Raw genomic sequence first — 20,091 nt, 5'->3', positions numbered from 1 at the left:
CAGGTGGCCAGTGAGCCCTTGATTGAAATCAAGTCTGGAGGCGGTGCGGCGTTTGGGCGCTGGGCTACATGCCCAACCACTGCGGCAGCGCCAGTGAGATAAACGGCACGTACGTCACCAGCACCAGGAACGCCAGCAGGATCATCAGCCAGGGCATCGCCGCGCGGATGGTCTGGCCCAGGGTCAGGCCGGTCACCGCCGAGGTCACGAACAGGTTCAAGCCAACGGGCGGATGCACCAGGCCGATCTCCATGTTCACCACCATCACAATCCCCAGGTGAATCGGGTCGATGCCCAGCTTCATCGCAATCGGAAAGAAGATCGGCGCCAGGATCAGCACAATGGCCGAGGGCTCCATGAAGCTGCCGGCAATCAACAGCACCACGTTGACCATCAGCAAGAAGCCGATCGGCGTCAGCCCTTCGGAGATGACCCAGGCCGTGATTTCCTGCGGGATCTGTTCGGTGGTCAGCACATGGGCAAACAGCATGGCGTTGGCGATGATGAACATCAGCATGATCGACAGGCGCCCGGACTCCAGCAGCACCTTGGGGCAATCCCTCAGGCGCATGTCCTTGTACACAAACAGTGCGACAAACGCCGAGTACACCGCCGCCACCGCTGCGGCCTCAGTGGGGGTGAACATGCCGCTGTAGATACCGCCAAGGATGATCACCAGCAGCAACAGGCCCCAGAACGCGCGGCGCGCACAGCCCAGCCACTGGGCAAAGGTCGCCCGGGGTTGTGCTGGCAGCTTTTTGATCCGCGCCACGATATAGATCGCGATCATCAGCATCAGGCCCAGCAGCAAGCCGGGGATCACCCCGGCCATAAACAGCTTGCCGACCGAGGTTTCTGTCGCCGCCGAGTACACCACCATCACGATGGAAGGCGGAATCAGGATGCCCAGGGTCCCGGCATTGCAGATGATCCCCGCGCCGAACGCCTTGGGGTAACCGGAGCGCACCATGCCGGCCACGGCAATCGAGCCCACCGCCGCCACCGTCGCCGGCGATGAACCGGACAGCGCGGCGAACAGCATGCACGCCAGCACCGCCGCAATCGCCAGGCCGCCACGGATATGGCCGACACAGGCGTTGGCAAAATCGATCAAGCGTTGCGCCACGCCGCCAGTGGTCATGAACGCCCCCGACAGCAGGAAGAACGGAATCGCCAGGAAGGTGTAGGCATCGCTGGTTTCAAACAATTTGATCGCCAGGGAACTCAACGAATCCTGGCTGAACATCAGGATCGACATCGCCCCCGACAAGCCCAGGGAAATGGCGATGGGCACGCCGAGGAACATCAACACCAACAGCAGCAAAAACAGACAGAGAACGGCCATCAGTCACGCTCCTTATGGCTGCCGGCCAACTTGCTGGCTTCACCGGCTTCGTCGGCCAGCCCCAACCCGACCTGGCGGTGGGTAAACAGGCGGTAGAAAATTTCCAGGTAGCGGATCAACACCAGGGCAAAGCCGATCGGCACGATCAGCGCGATATGCCCCACTTCCAGGCCGAAATGGTCGAGGTCCTCGGCCCCGATCCCGGCCACCAGCACGGCACTCACCCACTTGTAGCTGGCCACCATGAACAGCCCGGCATAGGCCAGGCAGCACAGGCAGGCGAGCATCCCCAGCAGGCGCTGGACCCGGCGTGGCGTCAGGCGCACCAGGGCATCCACCCCCAGGTGGCCGGCGGTGCGCACGCCATAGGAAATACCGAAGAAAATCAGCCAGCCGAACATCGCCTTGGTCAGCGCGACGCTCCAGGTCATGTCCTGGGCCCAGGTCATGGTGCCGTCGCCCAGGGCGTTGAAAAAACCGCTGCTCCAGGCCCACTTGTCGGCCAGGGCAAAAAACAGGGTGTAGATGTTGTTGAGCATGACGTAGACAAACGTCACCAGGGTCATGGCGGCCAGCAGGAAGGCGATAAAACCCTCCTCCAGGTGCTCCCAGACGCGCCTTAGGGATTGCATGGCAAAACCTCGCTTACAGGGAAAGGGGTCGCAACATGTGGGAGCGGGCTTGCCCGCGATGGGGCATCAACGGCCTCTCGGCGGGCTCAGACGCCGCCATCGCGGGCAAGCCCGCTCCCACATTGGGTCGGGGTCGCGCAGGCGATCAGTGGTTGGACGCGTCCGCGGCCTTGATCAGGTCAGCGCCAATCGGCCCCTCGAACTTCTGCCACACCGGGCGCATGGCTTCGCGCCAGAGCTGGCGTTGCTCGGGGGTCAATTCGATGATTTCGCTGGTCTTGGCGTCGATGATCTTCTGCTTGGCCGACTGGTTCAGCGCTTCGGCCTGCTTGTTCACCTCGACAGTGACCTCGCCCATGATCTGCTCCAGGGCGCTGCGCATCTCCGGTGCCAGGCCGTTCCAGAACTTGGCGTTGGTGATCACCATGTAGTCGATCAGGCCGTGGTTGGACTCGGTGAAGTACTTCTGCACCTCGTTGACCTTCTGGCTTTCATAGTTCGACCAAGTGTTTTCGGTGCCGTTGACCGTGCCAGTCTGCAAGCCCTGGTAGACCTCGGCAAAACTCATCTTGCGTGGGTTGGCGCGGATCGCCTTGAACTGCTCCTCCAGCACGCTGGAGGCCTGTACGCGGAACTTCAGGCCACGGGCGTCCTTGGGTTCATGCAGGGCCTTGTTGGCCGACAGTTGCTTGAGGCCGTTGTGCCAATAGGCCAGGCCGAGGATGTTCTTGTCTTGCATCGACGTCAGCAGTTGCTTGCCCTCGGCCGCCTGGAAACGGTCGACGGCAGCCAGGTCGTTGAACAAAAACGGCAGGTCGTAGATCTGCACCTGCTTGGTGTATTGCTCGAACTTGGCCAGGGACGGCGCCAGCATCTGCACATCGCCCAGCAGCAGCGCTTCCATTTCCTTGCCGTCACCGAACAGCGACGAGTTGGGGTACACCTCGACCTTGACCTTGCCCGCCAGGCGCTCTTCGGCAAGTTTCTTGAACAGCAGCGCGCCCTGGCCTTTGGGGGTGTTTTCCGCTACCACATGGGCGAACTTGATGACGATCGGATCGGCCGCCTGGGCCAGGCCTGCGGCAAACAACGTGGCGGCGCACAACAGCGCCCGAGAAAGCTTGAGCATGGGTATCACCTTTTTATTGTTGTAGTGGTGTCAGGCAAGGTGCCTGATGTGAGGCGTGTAGTGAATTTGAAATTTTTAAACCCTGCGTTCGGCCAAGCCGAACACCAACCTGGGGAGCAATGCCTATCCCGTATGGGAGTTGTGTGCTGCCAGCAGCCTTTGGGCCCGCAGCAACACCGGCGCATCCACCATCTGCCCATCAATCTGGTAGGCCCCTGCCCCATGGGCACCGGCCTCCACCACCCGTTGGGCCCAGGCCAGGTCCGCCGCACTCGGCGCCAGGGCCTCATGGATCACCGGCACCTGCTTGGGATGGATACACAGGGCCCCGGCAAAGCCCATTTCATAGGCATGTCGGATCGAGCGGCGCAGGCCCTCGGGGTCGTCGATGGCCGGGTGTACACCGTCCAGCGGTGCCACCAGGCCGGCGGCGCGCGAATGCACGATCAGCGCCAGGCGCGCCTGATCCAGGGCAAAGTTCGCCGTCGCCGAGGGGCTGCTCAGGTTCAGGTCCAGCGCCAGGTCCAGGCCACCGAACGACAGGCGCTCGACCTGCGGCGCATGGGCGATTTCAGCCACCGCCAGCAAACCTCGCGCACTTTCGATAATCGGCCATATGCGTTTGCCGGCGGCGGCCACCACGGCCACCTGGGCGGCGCTCTCCACCTTCGGCAGCAGCACCCCGGCCACATTGCCGTGGGCTTTGCAAAACGCCACATCGGCACCGTGCTCAGCGTGTTCCGGGGCATTGATGCGTACCCACACGCAGGCCTCGGGGTTGGCCGTTAAAAACCCGCCGAGGTTGTCCCGGGCCTGGCGCTTGAGGGGTTCTTCCACCGCGTCTTCAAAATCCACGATCACCGCATCGGCACCACTGGCCAGCGCTTTGGCAAAGCGCTCGGGGCGGCTGCCCGGCACGAACAAGGCAGAACGAATCAACGACATCACTGCACTCCTGATTAGATAACGCCGCGTACCCGCAGGCTGTCGATGGCTTCACCCGAGTAGCCAAGCGCTTGGAGAATCCCCTGGCTGTGCTGCCCCAGCCCCGGTACGCCATCCATCCGCGGGGTAAACGCGGCATTGCGCGCCGGTGGCAATAGCGCCGGCAGCGGCCCCGCCGGGCTGTCGACTTCACGCCAGCTGTCGCGGGCCTTGAGTTGCGGGTGGTCCCACACCCCTTGCATATCGTTGACCCGCGCACTGGCGATCTGCGCGTGTTCCAGGCGCTGGATCACGGCTGCGGCGTCCAGTTGGGCAAAGCTGTCGACAATGATCTGGCGCAGCCCTTCGCGGTTGGCCGAACGCTTGAAGTTGGCCGAGAAGCGCTCATCCGTCGCCAGCGCAGGGGTGAGCAGTACCTTGTCGCAGAACGCCGCCCATTCGCGTTCGTTCTGCAAACCGAGCATCACCGTGCCGCCATCGCCGGTGGGGAACGGCCCGTAGGGGTAGATCGTCGAATGCGCCGCGCCGGCCCGTGGTGGCTGCGGGGCGCCGTCGAAGGCGTAGTACATCGGGTAGCCCATCCACTCCACCAGGCTTTCCAGCATGCTCACGTCAATGCGGCTGCCTTTGCCTGTCTTGCCGCGCAGCAGCAGTGCCGACAGGATGCCGCTGTAGGCGTACATGCCGGCGGAGATATCCGCGATGGAGCAACCGGCCTTGGCCATCTGCTCTTCACCCGGGCCACCGGTCACCGAAAGAAAACCGCCCTCGCTCTGGATCAGCAAGTCATAGGCTTTCTTTTTCTCGTAGGGCCCGCCTTCGCCGTAGCCGGAAATATCGCAGACAATCAGCCGTGGAAAACGCGCCTGCAGCGCCTCGAACGACAGCCCCATCCGCGCTGCGGCACCGGGTGCCAGGTTCTGCACCAGCACGTCGGCCTCGGCCAGCAAGGTGTCGAGGATCGCGCCGGCCTCCGCCTGCTTGAGGTCCAGGGTCAGGCTTTCCTTGGAGCGGTTGGTCCACACAAAATGCGAGGCCAGGCCGCGCACGCGCTCGTCGTAGCCACGGGCGAAATCACCGCTGCCCGGGCGTTCGATCTTGATCACCCGCGCCCCCAGGTCAGCCAGTTGGCGGGTACAGAACGGTGCAGCAATCGCGTGTTCCAGGCTGACCACGGTAATGCCGTCCAGCGGTCGTTGATTAGCAGTCATGACAATTCCTCAAAGCCAATGGGCCATGGATGCGGCGTTGCGCAGGTTCCAGGCTTTTTCGATCAAGGCGCGGGCCTGGGCCGGCGTGCGGGCGCCGCTGAACTGACAGAGGCGCTGAAACTTGTCCGCCAACTGCACTCGGTCCAGGGTGTTGCCCGGGTCGCCCTTGGGCTCGTCAATCGCACCATGCAACGTGCGGCCATCGACGCAGGTCACGGTGACGCGGCCCAGCCAGCGCTGCGGATAGGCGTCGTCGACTGCGCGGTCGAAGGTCATGCTGACCTTGTCGCGGAACGCAGCGACGGCGGGATCGCTCAGGGCCCACTGATGAAACTCGGCAAGCCCGGCCTTGCCGTGCACAGCAATCAGGCCGAGCACGGTGCCCATGGAGAACTTGGCCTGGTGCACGGTGGCCGGTACGGTCACGCGGCCGAGCACATCAATAGCGCCTTGGTACACGCGGGTCTCGACCCTGGCGATATCCGCAGCGGCCAGGCCTTCGCGCTGCATCAAGTCCAGCAACGCATCGGCGGCCGGGTGGGTATGGCGGCACGAAGCGTGGAACTTGAACGAGGTTTCCAGCAGCGCCCAGCGGCTACCGAGGCCCGCGGACAATTTGCCCGGCTTGGCGTCAGTGGACATACCCGCCGCCAAACCCTGCTCGCCTTCGAGGATATTGCGCGCACCGCTCAGGCCATCCGCCGTCAGGTACGCGGCCAGCAAGCCGTCCGCTGCGGCCTTGGCGGTGTGCAACTGCTTGGAATCAGCCGCATCGCGCAGGAACTCCCAGAGCCCGGCAGCCTGGGTGCCGGCGCTGCCGAGCAGGTTGATAAATTGCTCCTCGTTAAAGTCCAGCAACTTGCCAACCGCCACCGCCGCCGCCAGGGTGCCGACCGTGGCCGTGGTGTGGAAGATACGGTAGTGGGAACGGCCCATGAATTCGCCGATGCGAATCCCGGCCTCATACCCGGCCACCGCGGCCAACAGCAACTCGCGGCCGGACTTGCCGAGGTCTTGCGCGGCGGCCAGGGCGGCGGGAAACACCACGGTCGCCGGGTGCAGCACCGAGCTGTTATGCAGGTCATCCTGCTCCACCAGGTGCGACGAGGCGGCGTTGACCAGCGCGGCAAAATACGCGCTGCTGCTGGCGCCGTTGACGATTATCTGCGCAGGCCCGGTGGCTGGGCCCATTTTTTGCGCATAGCGCTCGAACAAGGGAATCGGGTGCGAGCCTTGGCTGGCCAGCGCCGAGGCCAGCCAATCCAGATACAGCTCTTCGGTACGCGCCAGCACCGCGTCGGGCAATTGCGCGTCATGCAATTCGGCGAGGAACCGACACAAGGCTTGGGTATGACTCATGCGCAGGCCCTCAGAAGCTGCGTGGCAGTTCGAGCAGATGCTCGGCCACATACGACAGGATCAGGTTGGTGGAGATCGGCGCCACTTGGTACAGGCGCGTCTCGCGGAATTTGCGCTCCACGTCGTACTCGCAGGCAAACCCAAAGCCGCCATGGGTTTGCAGGCAGGCGTTGGCCGCTTCCCAGGACGCCTTGGCCGCCAGGTACTTGGCCATATTGGCGCTGGCCCCGGCATTGGCGCCGCGGTCGTACTCCTCGCAGGCACGCCAGCGCATCAGGTCCGCCGCTTCGATTTCGATATGGGCCTCGGCAATCGGGAACTGCACGCCCTGGTTCTGCCCGATGGGCCGGCCAAACACCACGCGCTCGCGAGCATAGGCGCTGGCCTTTTCGATAAACCAGCGACCGTCGCCGATGCATTCGGCGGCGATCAGCGTGCGTTCGGCGTTGAGGCCGTCGAGGATGTATTTGAAGCCCTTGCCCTCCTCGCCAATCAGGCTGTCGAGGGGCAGCTCAAGGTTATCGAAGAACAACTCGTTGGTCTCGTGGTTGACCATATTGGCGATGGGCTGCACGGTCAGGCCGTTGCCGATGGCCACGCGCAGGTCCACCAAAAAGATCGACATGCCTTCGGACTTTTTCTTCACCTCGGCCAGCGGCGTGGTACGCGCCAGCAGGATCATCAAGTCAGAATGCTGCACCCGCGAGATCCACACCTTTTGCCCGTTGATCACGTACTTGTCGCCGCGCCGAATCGCGGTGGTCTTGATCTTGGTGGTGTCGGTGCCGGTGGTGGGCTCGGTGACGCCCATGGACTGCAGGCGCAATTCGCCGCTGGCCAACTTGGGCAGGTAGAAGCGCTTTTGCGCCGCGCTGCCATGGCGCAACAGGGTGAACATGTTGTACATCTGCCCGTGGACGGTGCCGGAGTTGCCGCCGCAGCGGTTGACCTCCTCGAGGATCACCGAGGCTTCGGCCAGGCCCAGGCCGGAGCCGCCGTACTCCTCGGGGATCATCGCCGACAGCCAGCCGGCTTTCGTCAGGGCCTTGACGAAAGCCTCGGGGAAGCCCTTTTCTTCATCGATTCTGCGCCAGTACGCGGCATCGAATTCGGCGCACAAGGCGCGCACGCCCTCGCGGATGGCGTTGAGTGCTTCGTGGTCATTGGGGGTCATTAACGGCTCTCCGCCTGTTGTTCTTGGATTATTCAAAATGCACTTCAGCCTGCTGCGTCAGGCCAGCAGCGTTACCGGCCCACAGCTGGGCGACACCGGCCGCCGTCACTCGCCCGCCCACCTCAAACGCCTGTGGCGCAATCAACGGGCGCACGCCGCGATAGGCAAAACGGCGCAAGGTGGCGTCGGGGTGTGCCCGGCAAAAGGCGCGCAGGCTCAAGGTGGCGATCAGCGGCCCATGTACCACCAGCCCTGCATAGCCTTCGGTGCCGGTCACGTAGGGGTAGTCGTAGTGAATGCGGTGGCCGTTGAAGGTCACCGCGCTGTAGCGAAACAGCAGGGTTGGCGTGGGGTCGATCGCCTCACACCAGTCGCCCCGGGCCAGAGCCTCGCCGCTGCCAGCCTTGGGCGGCGTGGGCTCGCGGTAGACGATGTCCTGTTCCTCACGGATGGCCAGGCGGCCATCCTGGGCGTAGTCGTGGCGCACGGTGACAAATAGCAGCGAACCGCTGCGCCCGGTCTTTTCCTCGACCTGGGTGATGGTCGACACGCGGGTGGCCGCCTCACCGGCACGCAAGGACTGCAGGAACTCGATACGCCCACCGGCCCACATGCGGTTGCGGTTATCGGCCGGCGGCAGGAACCCGCCACGGGCCGGGTGGCCGTCGGCGCCCAGGGCGCTTTCCGCCAGCGGGTCCTGGAAAAAGCACCACTGCCATAGCGGCGGTAGAGCCGCACCGTCGTCCGGCACGGCCTCGCCGAAGGTGGCGGCGATGCGTTTGAGCAGGTTGCGGCTCAGGTGGTCGTGGGCGGTTTCGCTTCGGCCAATCCAATCAGTGGCGCTCATCGGGGGCAGGTCCTCGGGCAGTGAGTGTCTGCCCCGGATCATGCAAGCGCCTGGCCGTTCTGAGAATTTGCATTTCAATAAACCAGCGTTCGGTTATGCTGAACGCCGCTGTCTTTACCCGGGAGCCTTGCATGCACTTCGACCTGGCCGATCTGCGCCTGTTTATCCATATCGCCGAATCCCCCAGCCTGACCCAGGGCGCCAAGCGCGCGTTTCTCTCGCCGGCGGCCGCCAGTGCACGGATCAAGGCCCTGGAGGGCCAGCTGGATACGCGCCTGCTGTACCGCGACAGCCGTGGCGTGGAAATCACCCCGGCCGGGGAACGACTGCTGCATCACGCCCGGCTGATCATGCGCCAGGTCGATTACCTGAAAAGCGAATTCACCCAATATGGCGCCGACTCCGCCGGGCATATCCGCATCTTTGCCAATACCACCGCAGTCACCGAGTTTCTCCCGGAAATCCTCGCTGGTTTCCTCTCCCAGCGCCCCGGCGTGACGGTCGACCTGCAGGAGCGCCTGTCCCGTGACATCGTGCGCGGGGTGCTCGACGGCACCAGTGACATGGGCATCATCGCCGGCCCCGTGCAGGCGCCGGGCTTGCAGGTCTTGCACTTCAGCACCGACCACCTGGTGCTGACAGTGCCGGCGGGCCATCCCCTGGCCAACCAGCCCTCGGTGACCCTGGAGCAGACCCTGGCCTACCAGCATATCGGCCTGCACGAAGGCAGCACCTTGCTCAGTTTCTTGCGTGAACACGTCGAGCGCCTGGGCAAACAACTGTCCCTGCGTATCCAGATGTCGAGTTTTGAAGCCATCTGCCGGATGGTCGAAGCCGGGGTGGGTATCGGCATCATCCCCGAGTCCGCCGCCGTGCGGCACAGTCGGACCATGCAACTGGTGACCATCAAGCTCGATGAACCCTGGGCGGTGCGCGAGCGCAGCATCCTGGTACGCGAACTGGATGCCCTGCCGGGGGCGATCCGCGCACTGATTGCGACGCTGAGGCCACCGGCTTAACAGTCTTTGACAGTTTCCTGACAAAGCTGTCAAAGACCCCTGCCTACGCCGTCCCTAGGATTCAAGCCTTTCCTGGAACGACGAAGGCCATCATGCGTTCAAAAACGATCTACCTCGCTGCCACTTCTGTGTGCCTGCTCACCGGCACCCAACTGTCAGCCGCCACGGATTGGCAATACAGCCTGCACGCCGGGGCGGCCAGCCTGCCGCGCTACAGCGGCAGCAATGAGCGGATGACCGCGCCCGTGCTCGGCGCAAACATTATCAGCCCGTGGGGGATTTTTCTCGATACCGACACGGGGTTGGGCTGGGGTTATGAGGATGACACCCTCAGTTTCAGTGCCTATGTCGGTGCCAGCGACGGGCGCAAGGACCGCAAGAAAAGCGGCCACCAGGGCTCCGATCGACTCAAGGGCATGGGCACTATAAAGTCCCGGCCGCAGTTTGGGATCAGTGCCAGCTATACCCTGGGCGCGGCAATCCTGGGCGCGACCCTGGAACATGCTCTGGAAGAAGATGACAAGAAAGACAGCGGCAAGGCCTTTACCTCATTGGAGCTGAGCATCGGCACCCACCTGTATGACGGCGAGTACGGCACCGTGGACGCCAGCCTCAACAGCCGCTTTGGCGACCGCAACTATGTGCAGACCTGGTATGGGGTGACCCCTGGCCAGGCCGCGCGCAGCCGCTTTCGCGCGTATGACGCCAAGGGTGGGATGGTCAGCCGCGGCTTGAGCCTCGATTGGAGCGTGCCGTTGGGCGAGCACACAACGTTCTCGACCTTGCTGGATGTGCAATATTTGTCGGGGGATGCGGGTAAAAGCCCGATTGTCGAGCGCCGGGTGCAAACCTCGGTGATGGGCGTGTTGAACTACACCTTCTGATTGGATAACCCAATCAAAAATGTGGGAGTGGGCTTGCTCCCACATTTTTTGCTCTTCACAGGTTTTGAGAAGATCAGTCGGCATAAGCCCAGGTCATGCGGAACGACGCCCCGCCCCACTGCGAATCCAACACCTGCACCTGCCCGCCATGCCATTGGCTGACCCGCTGTACCAACGCCAGGCCCAGGCCAAAGCCACCGGTGCGGCGGTCGCGGCTGGCGTCCAGGCGCATAAAGGGTTGGAAGATTTTCTCCCGGCCTTCCTCGGGCACGCCGGGGCCGTCATCGCAGACGCGTACCTCATAACCACTGCCGAACTTGACCAACGACACCTCCACCCGCTGCTCGGCGTAACGAATGGCATTGCGCAGCAGGTTGATCACCGCGCGCGCCATAAACCGTGGTTCGATCTGGATAAAATCGACTTCACAGGTGCGCAGCGACAACTGCACGCCTTCGGCCTCGGCTTCCAGGGCCACGCTGCCGATCACACTGTCGAGCCAGCTTTGCGCCTCGATACTCTCGCGGGTGACCTGTGTCGCGCCACGCTCAAGGCTGGCGTAGGTCAGCAGTTCGGACACCATTTCCTCCAGCTCGCCAAGGTCGGCGTACATGTCGCCGATCAACGCGCGGCTCTGGCGTGGGTCTGCTTCCTGCTTGAGCTGGTCGAGTTCAAACGACAGGCGCGCAATGGGCGTACGCAATTCATGGGACACCGCATTGGTCAGCTCGCGCTGGTTGGCAATCAGGTGCTCGATGCGCTCGGCCATCTGGTTAAAGTGCCCGGCCAACTCGCGCACGCTTGAGCGGCGCGGCAACAGGATGCGCGAGCCCAGGTCATTGTCACCGAAGCGCTGGGCCGCCAGGCGGATATGCTCCAGGTCGCGCCAGTGCGGACGCACCCAGAAATACAGGACGATGGCCAGGCACAGGCCCAACAGGATATAGGCCCACAGGTACAGCCAGCGCGGCTCCTCCGGCAGCTTGACCTGGAGCAGTTGCGCGCCACCGTCGATTTCGGTGATGAACTCCATGAAATCGCCGCGTACCACCAACTTGCCGTCAGCCAGCAATTGTTGCTCGCGGGGGTCGAGGCCCGCCGTATTGCGCTCAATAAAGCCCAGGCGCAAGCCATAGTGCTGTTGCAGCTCGGCCAGGCGCGCCTCGCGGGCCGCGCCAGCCGGCAACGGGCGCAACTGCTCCACCAGGCCATAGGCCGGGCCGCGCATGGCTTCGCGGTTGTAGGTTTCGTTGGCTTCGGGCAGCAATTCATCGAAGGTGTAGTTCACCAGCCAGATCGCCCCGGCCAGGCCCAGGGCCAGGATGATGTACAGACGCAGGAACAGGCGCAGCATCGGGCTAGACCTCCCAGGCAAACGGGTTGAACAGGTAGCCCTTGCCCCAGATGGTCTTGATGCACACCGGTTCACGGGGGTTGTCGTTGAGTTTGTTGCGCAGCTTGCTGATATACACATCGACACTGCGGTTGAGCCCATCGAAGGCGATCCCGCGCATGCGGTTGAGGATATCGTCGCGCGACAGGATCTTGCCCGCGCTGCTGGCCAGCAACCACAGCAGCTCGAACTCCATGGTGGTCAGGTCGATCTGCTCGTCACCCAGGCTCACCCCCCGGCAACTGCGGTCAATCGCCAGCCGACCGAACGCCAGGGCGCCACGTACGGTCGGCTCCGGCACCTGGCGCCGCTGCAAGGCGCGCAGGCGCGCCAGCAACACCGGCGGCTTGATCGGTTTGATCACATAGTCATCGGCACCGGACTCCAGGCCGAGGATATGGTCCAGGTCATCTTCCTTGGCGGTGAGGATCACGATGGGGGTGTCGGACACATTACGGATCTCGCGGCACACATGCAGACCGCTCTGGCCAGGCAGCATCAGGTCAAGGACGACGATCTTGGGCTTGAAGGCAAGGAAGGCGGCCAGCGCCTGGTCACCGCGATACACGGTCGACACCTCAAAACCGTGCTGGGACAGGAAATGGGCGATCAACCCTGCCAGCTTCTCATCGTCCTCAACGAGCAATACCTTGCCAAGACCCAAGTTTTCCATAATTTCTCAGTGTGTAGAGGCGGATTCAAGAGCGGGTATTATAGATGGCATAGGGGCCGAAAAGTTAATACACACGGCGAAAATCTACTTTTCTCGAAGCATTCAAAAAACTTCATAATTTTAAAAGTTTTTAACATTTCGCTCATATTTTTTAACCCGGCAAATCGCTACATGCTCAAGCCGCGCGACAACTCAATGCAGACTTTTCTGACAGGATTCACTCACGGCAACTTGGGAAATTTCACCACTAACATTTATTTGTCTCGCAATCTATATTTTCACCCCGCAATGACAGATAAAAAACATCTCTACTATTTGATAGCCCAGCAATACCAATAAAACCACCCATGCGCTTTCGGTGAAAGCCAATGCGCGAACAAACTTTAAACTTCATACCAAAGGAATTAATATCATGCGACACTGCACACCCACCGCTCACAACCAAACTGCTCTCCTCTACACCCTCACTAACAAGCCACTCACTTAATGCAAACATTCGCTATATAGCACCATTTTTTATTTTTTACATGCTTTTGAAGACGGATAGCCGTTTATGCCCTTATATCACGACGTCATCAAAAAGAATGCCATCAACTATCCGGACAAGTGTGCTATTGCCCTGGATGCGGTCCACTACAGCTATGAGGAGCTTCACGCTCGGACACTAAAAATTGCCCATGTTCTGATGGCTAACGGCGTTCAACCGGGCGATCGGGTAGCACTGTATTCACCTATTTGCATCGACCTGATCGCTGCCTACCTGGCAGTACTGCATGTGGGTGCGATTACAGCCGCAACACACCCGACTTATAGTCGCGAAAAACTGGTGTATCAACTCAAGCACACAGGTGCCAGGGTTCTGATCACCCATCCTTTCGAGGCGCTGGAAACGCTGTGCCTGGAAACCGATTTAACACGCATCATACTTATCGGTAACGAAGAGACGCAGCACCCGAAGGTCATCTCTCTTGACCTAGCAGTATCAGCGCTACAAACCCTAGACACGACGCTTCCCGAGCTGCAGGACGACACTTGCGTCACGTCGATCTTCTATACTTCCGGCTCGACATTCAACCCAAAGGGTGTGGTCGTCAACCATCGCATCATGGTCGCAGCGACAACGAGTGTTACGACCTACCTGAACAACACGCCAGACGACGTGATCCTCAGCTATTCCACGTTGGCGTCCGACTACGGCGTGTACAACATCTTGATGCCGCTGTATTTCGGTGGGACTTCAGTGATTGAAAGCCGACAGCCGCAGGTTGCGGAGGACGTGCTGGAGGTGGCAAAGCGCGAAAGGGTGACTGGCATACATATCTTTCCTCCTATATTTTTCCTGCTGGCCAATATGAAAGAGTATTGGCAACGACAGTTGCCTGCGCTGCGCTATATTTCCAGCAGTGGCCAGCCCCTGTATTCCCGCCATATAAAGCGCATTCGTGCTGCCCTGCCGGATATTTCGATTTACTCTAATTACGGAATGACTGAATGTAAACGTGTCAGCTACTTGCCACCTGAAGACATTGATGAACACCCTACTTCAGTTGGCAAACCTTTGCCGGGAGTGAAGGCATTTATTATCAGTGATCAGGGTGAACTGGTTTTACAACCAAACATTATCGGCGAACTGTGGGTGACCAGCGATTACTTGATGCTGGAATATTGGAAAATGCCGGAAGCAACTAGCGCCGCGATTAAAAATCATGTTTTCGGCGAAGAAAAACTTTATCGTACCGGTGACCTATTCAAAATGGATGAGCGAGGATTCCTCTATTACATAGCGCGTAAAGACGATGTCTTCGCGCGCAATATATGGAATGTCAATCCACGCGAAATAGAGCAGTGCCTGGCCTCGCACCCAGCTGTCGCCCAAGTGGTTGTGGTGCCAGTAGCCGATGAGTCTGCCGGTTTTTTACCGAAGGCGTGTGTAGTGCTGGAACGTGGCTACGACTCAAGTTGCGAAGCTGCGTTGCATGAACACTGCAAACAGCTCATGGACTGGCATATGGTCCCCGCGCAATGGGCATTCATGGATAGATTGCCCCAGACCGACTCAGGCAAAACCTCTGGCAAAGACGTAGCTGAGATCAAGGAGCGATAAAATGAACCCTCTGAACAATTTCACACTCGATGCAGAATTACAAAACAGCCCAATGTTAAAACTGGCCGAGCATTTTCACAGTCTGGCCACTGGCGCGGCGCAGGTTCCCTCCCGCTCACTGACCAGTCATATACGCGATACCATCGTTGACTCAGCTGTCATCACCTACCACGATCTATTAGTCGCAAACGCAGGTCCGCTGTTTTCGCATTTCCTGGCTAGCGTCCCTTACATTCTTGAGGAAATGGCTCGAATCGGCGTAGCACTGACAAGGCTTTCCCACGCACGCCGTACAACTTCAGAGCAACGCTTCAGTTTTTTTGAGATCGATGCCTTCGACGGTAGCAATGGCCGCGCACTGGCGGCACATTCCCAAGGGCTGATTCAGACACTGACCTGCTCGCCTAATCGCGCCAACCAGATCGCCTTTGACCGATTTGCCAACCCTGAACATTCGCTGTTCTTTCCACACTCTTTCTTCAAGGTCACCTCCTCGTTGTTCAACTCGACGCCCTATCAACGATTTGTCGAGGGGTTTGATTATCTCTACGAGACCGCTGCATTCCAGTTTTACACCCAGGACCGCGATTTGCAGTTACAACATATCAAGCCGTTGCTTAAACCAGGTGGCCTGGCGTTCTTTCTGGAAAAACTCAATCACGCCGACCATCAGGAATTCCTGCGCCGAGAAGCGCTGAAGGATGAAGGCTTCAAAGCGCGCTATTTCACCGCCGAGGAAATCGAGTGGAAACGCAAACAAATGCTGGAGCAAATGGAAAACGGGCAAGTACTCATGAATGTTTTGGTTGCAGCCCTCCAGCGACAGTTCAAGTACGTAGTGCTGTTATGGAATAGCACCAATTTCTGCGAATTCGTCGCATCAGACGATCACGCCCATATCGAGCACTTCATCGAACTGCTAGGCCCGGTAAACCAACCCAGCAGCTTTTGCTTTGAACAGGTGGCACTTGGTAAACATTCGGAAAAGGAAGTACCTAATGCCTGATGCCTATCTATCAAGGTGGCGCGAGCGGGCCGCCCTTGCGGATAAAAACCGTAGATTGAGTGATGAAACATTGGGTGAGTTGCGCTCAAGCGGCTTGTTGGACTTGGTGTGCCCACGTCGAGCCCAACCAGGCGTGCCGGGCTGGCCAGCGCTGGTGAGATCATCAAGAACTGCCGCCAGAGCTTGTGCATCGACAGGCTGGTTGATCAGCTTGGTGGGCGGGCATGCCGCTATCGCTGCGCGGCTGAACCCATCGGTTGAAGCGAAGCTCTACGATGACGGTACGCCCCAGCTGTTTGCATCCGCATCAGTGGGGCCAGGCTGTAAATTGTCGTTTGAGCCTGAAGGTATGCGTGTCAGTGGTCGCTGGCGTTTCAGCTCCGGCATCGAACATGCAACGTGGTTGATCCTCAATGCCCAGTGCCCCAACCATCCCACGGCAGACGCCAGCACTCGTTTCCTGGTTGTAGTCTCGAAAAAAGAGATTGCTGTCCTCGACTCTTGGGACTCCATGGGCATGCGTGCCACGGGCTCTCATGACGTAATGACACCCGGGTTACTGGTGCCTCATCACGAGGTTTTCCCACTGCACGAAGTGTTCGGCCCACGACCAACGGGAACCGCGAGTGATTACCTGTACAGCGTCCCCATCATGCCCTTCATCACGACCTCGATCATAGGCCCACTGCTGGGCTGTGCTGAGGGCGCCTATGAACTCCACCTCCAGGCACTTGCGCGGCAAACTACACCCCCGTCAGTCATGGCCCTTGAACGCGTGGCCCACAGTGGGGCGCAGTTGACAGCGGCGAGTGCGCTTTTTGATTCACTGCTCAATCGTTTACATGATTCAGGCCTGACACGTCGTGCACTCACCGCCCCCCAACTGTCAGCCCTCAAACGTGATCGCAGCTATCTCGCTCGCCAATGTGTCGAAGCGGTGCGACGGCTGGTAGAACACAGCGGCGCCTCGTTGATGGCCAGTGACAATCCACTGCATCGTCACTGGCGGGACCTGCAAACGATGGCGGCTCACCGTGACGTGCACTGGGACTCGGCGATGCTGGCCAGCGCTACGTCAGAACTCCATTGCTCCCTTTAGCCCCAAGGAGAAGACAAATGTTTATTCGCAATAAGAGCGAGATCGAGAACACTGGCCACTTTGTTGAATGGGGTGCGGGAACCAGCCACCGCCTGCTGACGGAAAAAGACGGAATGGGCTATACCATTTGCCATACCGTTGTACGTGCAGGCACTGAGTCACTGCTGCACTACCGCAACCATCTGGAAGCCTGCTATTGCATTGCGGGTGAAGGAGAGGTCGAAGATATGGACGGCAATATCTACCAGATCCGCCCTGGAGACATCTACGTCCTTGACCAGCATGACCGACATTATCTGCGCGGGGGCCGGCACGAAGACTTGGTATTGGTAAGCGTGTTCAATCCACCGCTCAAGGGAGATGAACGCCATAACCTCAGTGACACCTCTGGTTCAAGCTATTGATCGGCTTCTGGTTGCCCCTTTGATTCACCGAAACGAGAGCACCATGCGCAAGGATTACCTGGCTTTTTTTGTCTCGCTGTTCCTGTCACGGCTGGCAGACCAGATTCTGCTGTTCATTGTGCCGTTGATCGTGTTCCAGACCACCAACAGCGTAGCGTGGGCCGGGATGGCGTTCTTCATCGAGTCTCTGCCGCGATACCTGGCGTTCCCGGTATGCGGGGCATTGTGCGACAAGTTTTCGCCCGTGCGCATTCTGCATATCAGCCAAGTCTACCGAGCACTGGCGTGTTTGGTGGCTGTATCGCTGCACGGGATGTTCGACGGCATTTATTGGTTGGTGATCCTGTCTGCGCTGTGCGGGGTACTGACTACCCAGGGCATCATGGCGAGGGAAGTCGTCATGCCGCATATTTTCAAGCATTACACCTACGCCAAGACCCTCTCCTACTCGCAAATCGCCGACCAGAGCGGCCTGGTGCTGGGGCCACTGGTGGCCGCGCTGATGTTGGAGGTGTGGGCCTGGCATTGGGTGGTGCTGGGAATTGCCGGGCTGTTTGTGCTGGCAGACCTGGCAATGCTGATCTGGCAGCGCAATACCACAGTGAATCTCGAAAGCCACGCACAACACCGGGGTATCTGGCTGCAACCGATGCGCACCGCGCTCGGACATATCCGCAACCTGGCGGAGCTCAAGCGCGTTATTGCCCTGGCGGTCGGCGTGAATTTGATCATTGGCGTGACGCTGGCCACCTCCGCCGCTATGGTGACCGGCCTTTACGCGGCCGGCAAAGATGCCTACGCGCTGCTGCAGGCTGCCAGCGCGGTGGTGACCATCGGCATTCTGTTTTACCTGGCGCGCTCGACCCTACCGTTGAAGGTCCTGGGCGGGCTGTCGTATTCGATGATTGGGGTTGGGGCATTGATAATGGCGATCAGTCCCAACCTTTGGCTGTACACCCTGGGCTTTCTGCTGGTCACCGGCTTCGACAAGATGTTCAACGTGTATATGCGCAGCATCCGTCAGCGGGTAATTCCCGTGCAAGATTTCGGCAAGACGGTGGGCGTGATCACCTTGTTCAACAACCTCGCGCAGCCATTGGCGGGCCTGGCAATTGCCGTGCTGGCGGCACCTTTTGGCACGCAAACGGTGATCCTGCTGCTAGCCGGCATCACCGCGCTGATCGGCGTGGCAGTGGCCTCAGGCCGGCACGCCACTATGAAAGCGAAACTCGATATCCGGTGATTCGATCAGTTCCTGCTCGGCGGCGCGGACCCGCTCGATGACCTGGGCCACATCCTTGGCCTCGCCATATTGATAGGCCAGCTTCAGATAGCCCTGGAAGTGCCGCGCCTCGCTTTTGAGCAGGCCAAAGTAGAACTTGCCGAGTTCTTCGTCCAAATGCGGCACCAGTGCCTCGAAACGCTCGCAACTGCGCGCTTCGATAAAGGCTCCGACCACCAGGGTGTCCACCAGCTTGACCGGCTCGTGGCTGCGCACCACCTTGCGCAAGCCCGAGGCATAGCGGCTGGCGTGCAACTGGCGCAGTTCGATCTTGCGCTTTTTCATCAGGCGCATGACTTGCTCGTGGTGCACCAGCTCTTCACGGGCCAGGCGCGACATCATGTTGATCAGGTCGACATGGGCGTGGTACTTGGCAATCAGGCTCAAGGCGGTGCTGGCGGCCTTGAATTCGCAATTCTTGTGGTCGATCAGCAGGGTTTCCTGGTCGGCCAGGGCGGCCTGGACCCAGGCGTCGGGGGTGCGGCAACCGAGGAATTCATGGATTTCGGGCAGGTTCATCGGGCTCACGGGCAAAGGATCACAAAAGGCCGCCGATTATACCGACCCCGCCGCAGACCACCAGTCACGGGGCTTGATGTGTATCAACATGACGTACGGCGGGCAGCAACTATAGTTGTCCGAAGCCTTGCCCTTCCCCCCCTTGGAGATCCCACTCATGAACGATATTGGCAAAATCCTGGTGATCATCGAACCCGATCACTCGGAAAGCCTGGCCCTCAAGCGCGCCAAGCTGATCGCCGGGGTGACCGGCGCGCATCTGCATTTGCTGGTATGCGATAGAAAACATGAGCATTCGGCGTTATTGGCCTTACTCAAAGAACAATTGTTGGTCGATGGCTACAAGGTCACCACCGAACAGGCCTGGAACAGCAGCCTGCAGGACACCATCATCGCGACGCAGCAGGCCGAAGGCTGCAAGCTGGTGATCAAGCAGCACGCCCCCGACAGCCCGCTGAAAAAGGCCCTGCTGACGCCGGCCGACTGGAAACTCTTGCGTTGGTGCCCGGCTGCGGTGCTGTTGGTCAAGACCGCAACCCCATGGACCAATGGGGTGATCCTGGCGGCTATCGATGTGGGCAGCCTCGATAACGAGCATAAAGCCCTGCACGCCGCCATTGTCGATCATGGTTTTGACATTGCCAGCCTGGCCAAGGGCCAACTGCATGTGATCAGCGCCCATCCCTCGCCCATGCTGTCGGCAGCCGATCCGGTGTTCCAGCTCAAGGAAACCATCGAGGCCCGCTATCGCGAACAGTGCAAGGCGTTCCAAGCCGAATTCGACATTGACGACAGCCGCCTGCATATCGAAGAAGGCCCGGCGGATGTGCTGCTCCCTCATATGGCCCATAAACTGCGGGCAGCCGTCACGATCATTGGCACCGTGGCGCGCACCGGGATTTCCGGGGCCTTGATTGGCAATACAGCGGAAGTGGTGCTGGATGCGCTGGAGAGTGATGTGCTGGTGCTCAAGCCCCAGAGCATCATCGATCACCTGGAGGAACTGGCCAGTCAGGAATAACGCAGATCAGAAATGTGGGGCTTGTCTGCGATGGCGGCGGGTCAG

The 20,091-nt window shown here is 60.1% G+C and carries 19 protein-coding genes; 8 read left to right on the top strand and 11 right to left on the bottom strand.

Annotation, left to right across the window (positions count from 1 at the left end):
- Positions 1-64: 64 nt before the first annotated feature.
- From dctM to BLL38_RS19655, 8 genes are all read right to left on the bottom strand, one after another.
- Positions 65-1,345 (bottom strand): C4-dicarboxylate TRAP transporter large permease protein DctM, encoded by a 1,281-nt coding sequence (dctM, locus tag BLL38_RS19690; RefSeq protein ID WP_076963997.1) that lies wholly within the window; start codon positions 1,343-1,345, stop codon positions 65-67.
- The gene (locus tag BLL38_RS19685; protein WP_076963996.1) at positions 1,345-1,977 is read right to left on the bottom strand and encodes a TRAP transporter small permease; all 633 of its coding nucleotides are present in this window, start codon (positions 1,975-1,977) and stop codon (positions 1,345-1,347) included. The genes dctM and BLL38_RS19685 overlap by 1 nt, the downstream gene beginning before the upstream one ends.
- A 145-nt stretch (positions 1,978-2,122) precedes the next feature.
- A complete protein-coding gene (locus BLL38_RS19680) occupies positions 2,123-3,106 on the bottom strand; it encodes a TRAP transporter substrate-binding protein (protein ID WP_076963995.1) in 984 nt (327 codons plus the stop codon).
- Between the two features lie 123 nt (positions 3,107-3,229).
- Entirely contained in the window at positions 3,230-4,051 is an 822-nt protein-coding gene (locus BLL38_RS19675; RefSeq protein ID WP_076963994.1) for an HpcH/HpaI aldolase/citrate lyase family protein, read from the bottom strand.
- A gap of 14 nt (positions 4,052-4,065) precedes the next feature.
- On the bottom strand, positions 4,066-5,262 hold the full coding sequence (locus tag BLL38_RS19670) for a CaiB/BaiF CoA transferase family protein (RefSeq protein WP_076963993.1): 1,197 nt from the start codon (positions 5,260-5,262) through the stop codon (positions 4,066-4,068).
- A 9-nt stretch (positions 5,263-5,271) separates the two neighbouring features.
- Positions 5,272-6,621, bottom strand: a complete 1,350-nt coding sequence (locus BLL38_RS19665) for an MmgE/PrpD family protein (RefSeq protein ID WP_076963992.1) — start codon at positions 6,619-6,621, stop codon at positions 5,272-5,274.
- A gap of 10 nt (positions 6,622-6,631) precedes the next feature.
- On the bottom strand, positions 6,632-7,795 hold the full coding sequence (locus BLL38_RS19660; RefSeq protein WP_076963991.1) for an acyl-CoA dehydrogenase family protein: 1,164 nt from the start codon (positions 7,793-7,795) through the stop codon (positions 6,632-6,634).
- Between the two features lie 28 nt (positions 7,796-7,823).
- On the bottom strand, positions 7,824-8,642 hold the full coding sequence (locus tag BLL38_RS19655; RefSeq protein WP_076963990.1) for an HTD2 family dehydratase: 819 nt from the start codon (positions 8,640-8,642) through the stop codon (positions 7,824-7,826).
- 131 nt (positions 8,643-8,773) lie between these two features.
- Here BLL38_RS19655 and BLL38_RS19650 point away from each other — a divergent pair, with 131 nt between their 5' ends.
- Both BLL38_RS19650 and BLL38_RS19645 read left to right on the top strand, forming a co-directional pair.
- Positions 8,774-9,661: a LysR family transcriptional regulator gene (locus tag BLL38_RS19650; protein ID WP_076963989.1), complete on the top strand. Its 888-nt coding sequence runs from the start codon at positions 8,774-8,776 to the stop codon at positions 9,659-9,661.
- Positions 9,662-9,753: 92 nt separating this feature from the next.
- Complete coding sequence (locus BLL38_RS19645) at positions 9,754-10,545, top strand: MipA/OmpV family protein (RefSeq protein ID WP_076963988.1); 792 nt, start codon at positions 9,754-9,756, stop codon at positions 10,543-10,545.
- 73 nt (positions 10,546-10,618) lie between these two features.
- Here the strand turns inward: BLL38_RS19645 and BLL38_RS19640 are convergent, their stop codons facing one another.
- Positions 10,619-11,899 (bottom strand): ATP-binding protein, encoded by a 1,281-nt coding sequence (locus BLL38_RS19640; protein ID WP_076963987.1) that lies wholly within the window; start codon positions 11,897-11,899, stop codon positions 10,619-10,621.
- Between the two features lie 4 nt (positions 11,900-11,903).
- Entirely contained in the window at positions 11,904-12,611 is a 708-nt protein-coding gene (locus BLL38_RS19635; RefSeq protein WP_076963986.1) for a response regulator, read from the bottom strand.
- Between the two features lie 553 nt (positions 12,612-13,164).
- Here BLL38_RS19635 and BLL38_RS31265 point away from each other — a divergent pair.
- From BLL38_RS31265 to BLL38_RS19615, 5 genes are read left to right on the top strand one after another with little or no spacing between them, the layout of a single operon-like run.
- Positions 13,165-14,715 carry a class I adenylate-forming enzyme family protein gene (locus BLL38_RS31265; protein ID WP_207303158.1) on the top strand — a complete coding sequence of 517 codons (1,551 nt, stop codon included), beginning with the start codon at positions 13,165-13,167 and terminating at the stop codon, positions 14,713-14,715.
- A 1-nt stretch (position 14,716) separates the two neighbouring features.
- Entirely contained in the window at positions 14,717-15,721 is a 1,005-nt protein-coding gene (locus tag BLL38_RS31260; protein WP_099170706.1) for a hypothetical protein, read from the top strand.
- Positions 15,714-16,820, top strand: coding sequence for an acyl-CoA dehydrogenase family protein (locus BLL38_RS19625; protein WP_083743087.1), 1,107 nt, complete (start codon positions 15,714-15,716; stop codon positions 16,818-16,820). Before BLL38_RS31260 ends, BLL38_RS19625 begins: the two co-directional genes overlap by 8 nt.
- A 17-nt stretch (positions 16,821-16,837) precedes the next feature.
- A complete protein-coding gene (locus BLL38_RS19620) occupies positions 16,838-17,224 on the top strand; it encodes an ectoine synthase (RefSeq protein WP_076963984.1) in 387 nt (128 codons plus the stop codon).
- A 43-nt stretch (positions 17,225-17,267) separates the two neighbouring features.
- Positions 17,268-18,467, top strand: a complete 1,200-nt coding sequence (locus tag BLL38_RS19615; protein ID WP_076963983.1) for an MFS transporter — start codon at positions 17,268-17,270, stop codon at positions 18,465-18,467.
- Here the strand turns inward: BLL38_RS19615 and BLL38_RS19610 are convergent.
- Positions 18,423-19,025 (bottom strand): MiaE family protein, encoded by a 603-nt coding sequence (locus tag BLL38_RS19610; protein WP_076963982.1) that lies wholly within the window; start codon positions 19,023-19,025, stop codon positions 18,423-18,425. The two genes, BLL38_RS19615 and BLL38_RS19610, sit on opposite strands and share 45 nt — an antisense overlap.
- Before the next feature lie 157 nt (positions 19,026-19,182).
- Here BLL38_RS19610 and BLL38_RS19605 point away from each other — a divergent pair, with 157 nt between their 5' ends.
- On the top strand, positions 19,183-20,046 hold the full coding sequence (locus BLL38_RS19605; protein WP_076963981.1) for a universal stress protein: 864 nt from the start codon (positions 19,183-19,185) through the stop codon (positions 20,044-20,046).
- Positions 20,047-20,091: the final 45 nt, after the last annotated feature.

This window comes from Pseudomonas gessardii (assembly GCF_001983165.1).
In the GTDB taxonomy this organism is placed as follows: domain Bacteria; phylum Pseudomonadota; class Gammaproteobacteria; order Pseudomonadales; family Pseudomonadaceae; genus Aquipseudomonas; species Aquipseudomonas gessardii.
This window is presented reverse-complemented; position numbering and strand designations above follow the sequence as displayed.

Coding starts and splice junctions, on each gene's coding strand:
- dctM (WP_076963997.1), bottom strand. CDS start 1,345: ATGGCCGTTCTCTGTCTGTTTTTGCTGCTGTTGGTGTTGATGTTCCTC.
- BLL38_RS19685 (WP_076963996.1), bottom strand. CDS start 1,977: ATGCAATCCCTAAGGCGCGTCTGGGAGCACCTGGAGGAGGGTTTTATC.
- BLL38_RS19680 (WP_076963995.1), bottom strand. CDS start 3,106: ATGCTCAAGCTTTCTCGGGCGCTGTTGTGCGCCGCCACGTTGTTTGCC.
- BLL38_RS19675 (WP_076963994.1), bottom strand. CDS start 4,051: ATGTCGTTGATTCGTTCTGCCTTGTTCGTGCCGGGCAGCCGCCCCGAG.
- BLL38_RS19670 (WP_076963993.1), bottom strand. CDS start 5,262: ATGACTGCTAATCAACGACCGCTGGACGGCATTACCGTGGTCAGCCTG.
- BLL38_RS19665 (WP_076963992.1), bottom strand. CDS start 6,621: ATGAGTCATACCCAAGCCTTGTGTCGGTTCCTCGCCGAATTGCATGAC.
- BLL38_RS19660 (WP_076963991.1), bottom strand. CDS start 7,795: ATGACCCCCAATGACCACGAAGCACTCAACGCCATCCGCGAGGGCGTG.
- BLL38_RS19655 (WP_076963990.1), bottom strand. CDS start 8,642: ATGAGCGCCACTGATTGGATTGGCCGAAGCGAAACCGCCCACGACCAC.
- BLL38_RS19650 (WP_076963989.1), top strand. CDS start 8,774: ATGCACTTCGACCTGGCCGATCTGCGCCTGTTTATCCATATCGCCGAA.
- BLL38_RS19645 (WP_076963988.1), top strand. CDS start 9,754: ATGCGTTCAAAAACGATCTACCTCGCTGCCACTTCTGTGTGCCTGCTC.
- BLL38_RS19640 (WP_076963987.1), bottom strand. CDS start 11,899: ATGCTGCGCCTGTTCCTGCGTCTGTACATCATCCTGGCCCTGGGCCTG.
- BLL38_RS19635 (WP_076963986.1), bottom strand. CDS start 12,611: ATGGAAAACTTGGGTCTTGGCAAGGTATTGCTCGTTGAGGACGATGAG.
- BLL38_RS31265 (WP_207303158.1), top strand. CDS start 13,165: ATGCCCTTATATCACGACGTCATCAAAAAGAATGCCATCAACTATCCG.
- BLL38_RS31260 (WP_099170706.1), top strand. CDS start 14,717: ATGAACCCTCTGAACAATTTCACACTCGATGCAGAATTACAAAACAGC.
- BLL38_RS19625 (WP_083743087.1), top strand. CDS start 15,714: ATGCCTGATGCCTATCTATCAAGGTGGCGCGAGCGGGCCGCCCTTGCG.
- BLL38_RS19620 (WP_076963984.1), top strand. CDS start 16,838: ATGTTTATTCGCAATAAGAGCGAGATCGAGAACACTGGCCACTTTGTT.
- BLL38_RS19615 (WP_076963983.1), top strand. CDS start 17,268: ATGCGCAAGGATTACCTGGCTTTTTTTGTCTCGCTGTTCCTGTCACGG.
- BLL38_RS19610 (WP_076963982.1), bottom strand. CDS start 19,025: ATGAACCTGCCCGAAATCCATGAATTCCTCGGTTGCCGCACCCCCGAC.
- BLL38_RS19605 (WP_076963981.1), top strand. CDS start 19,183: ATGAACGATATTGGCAAAATCCTGGTGATCATCGAACCCGATCACTCG.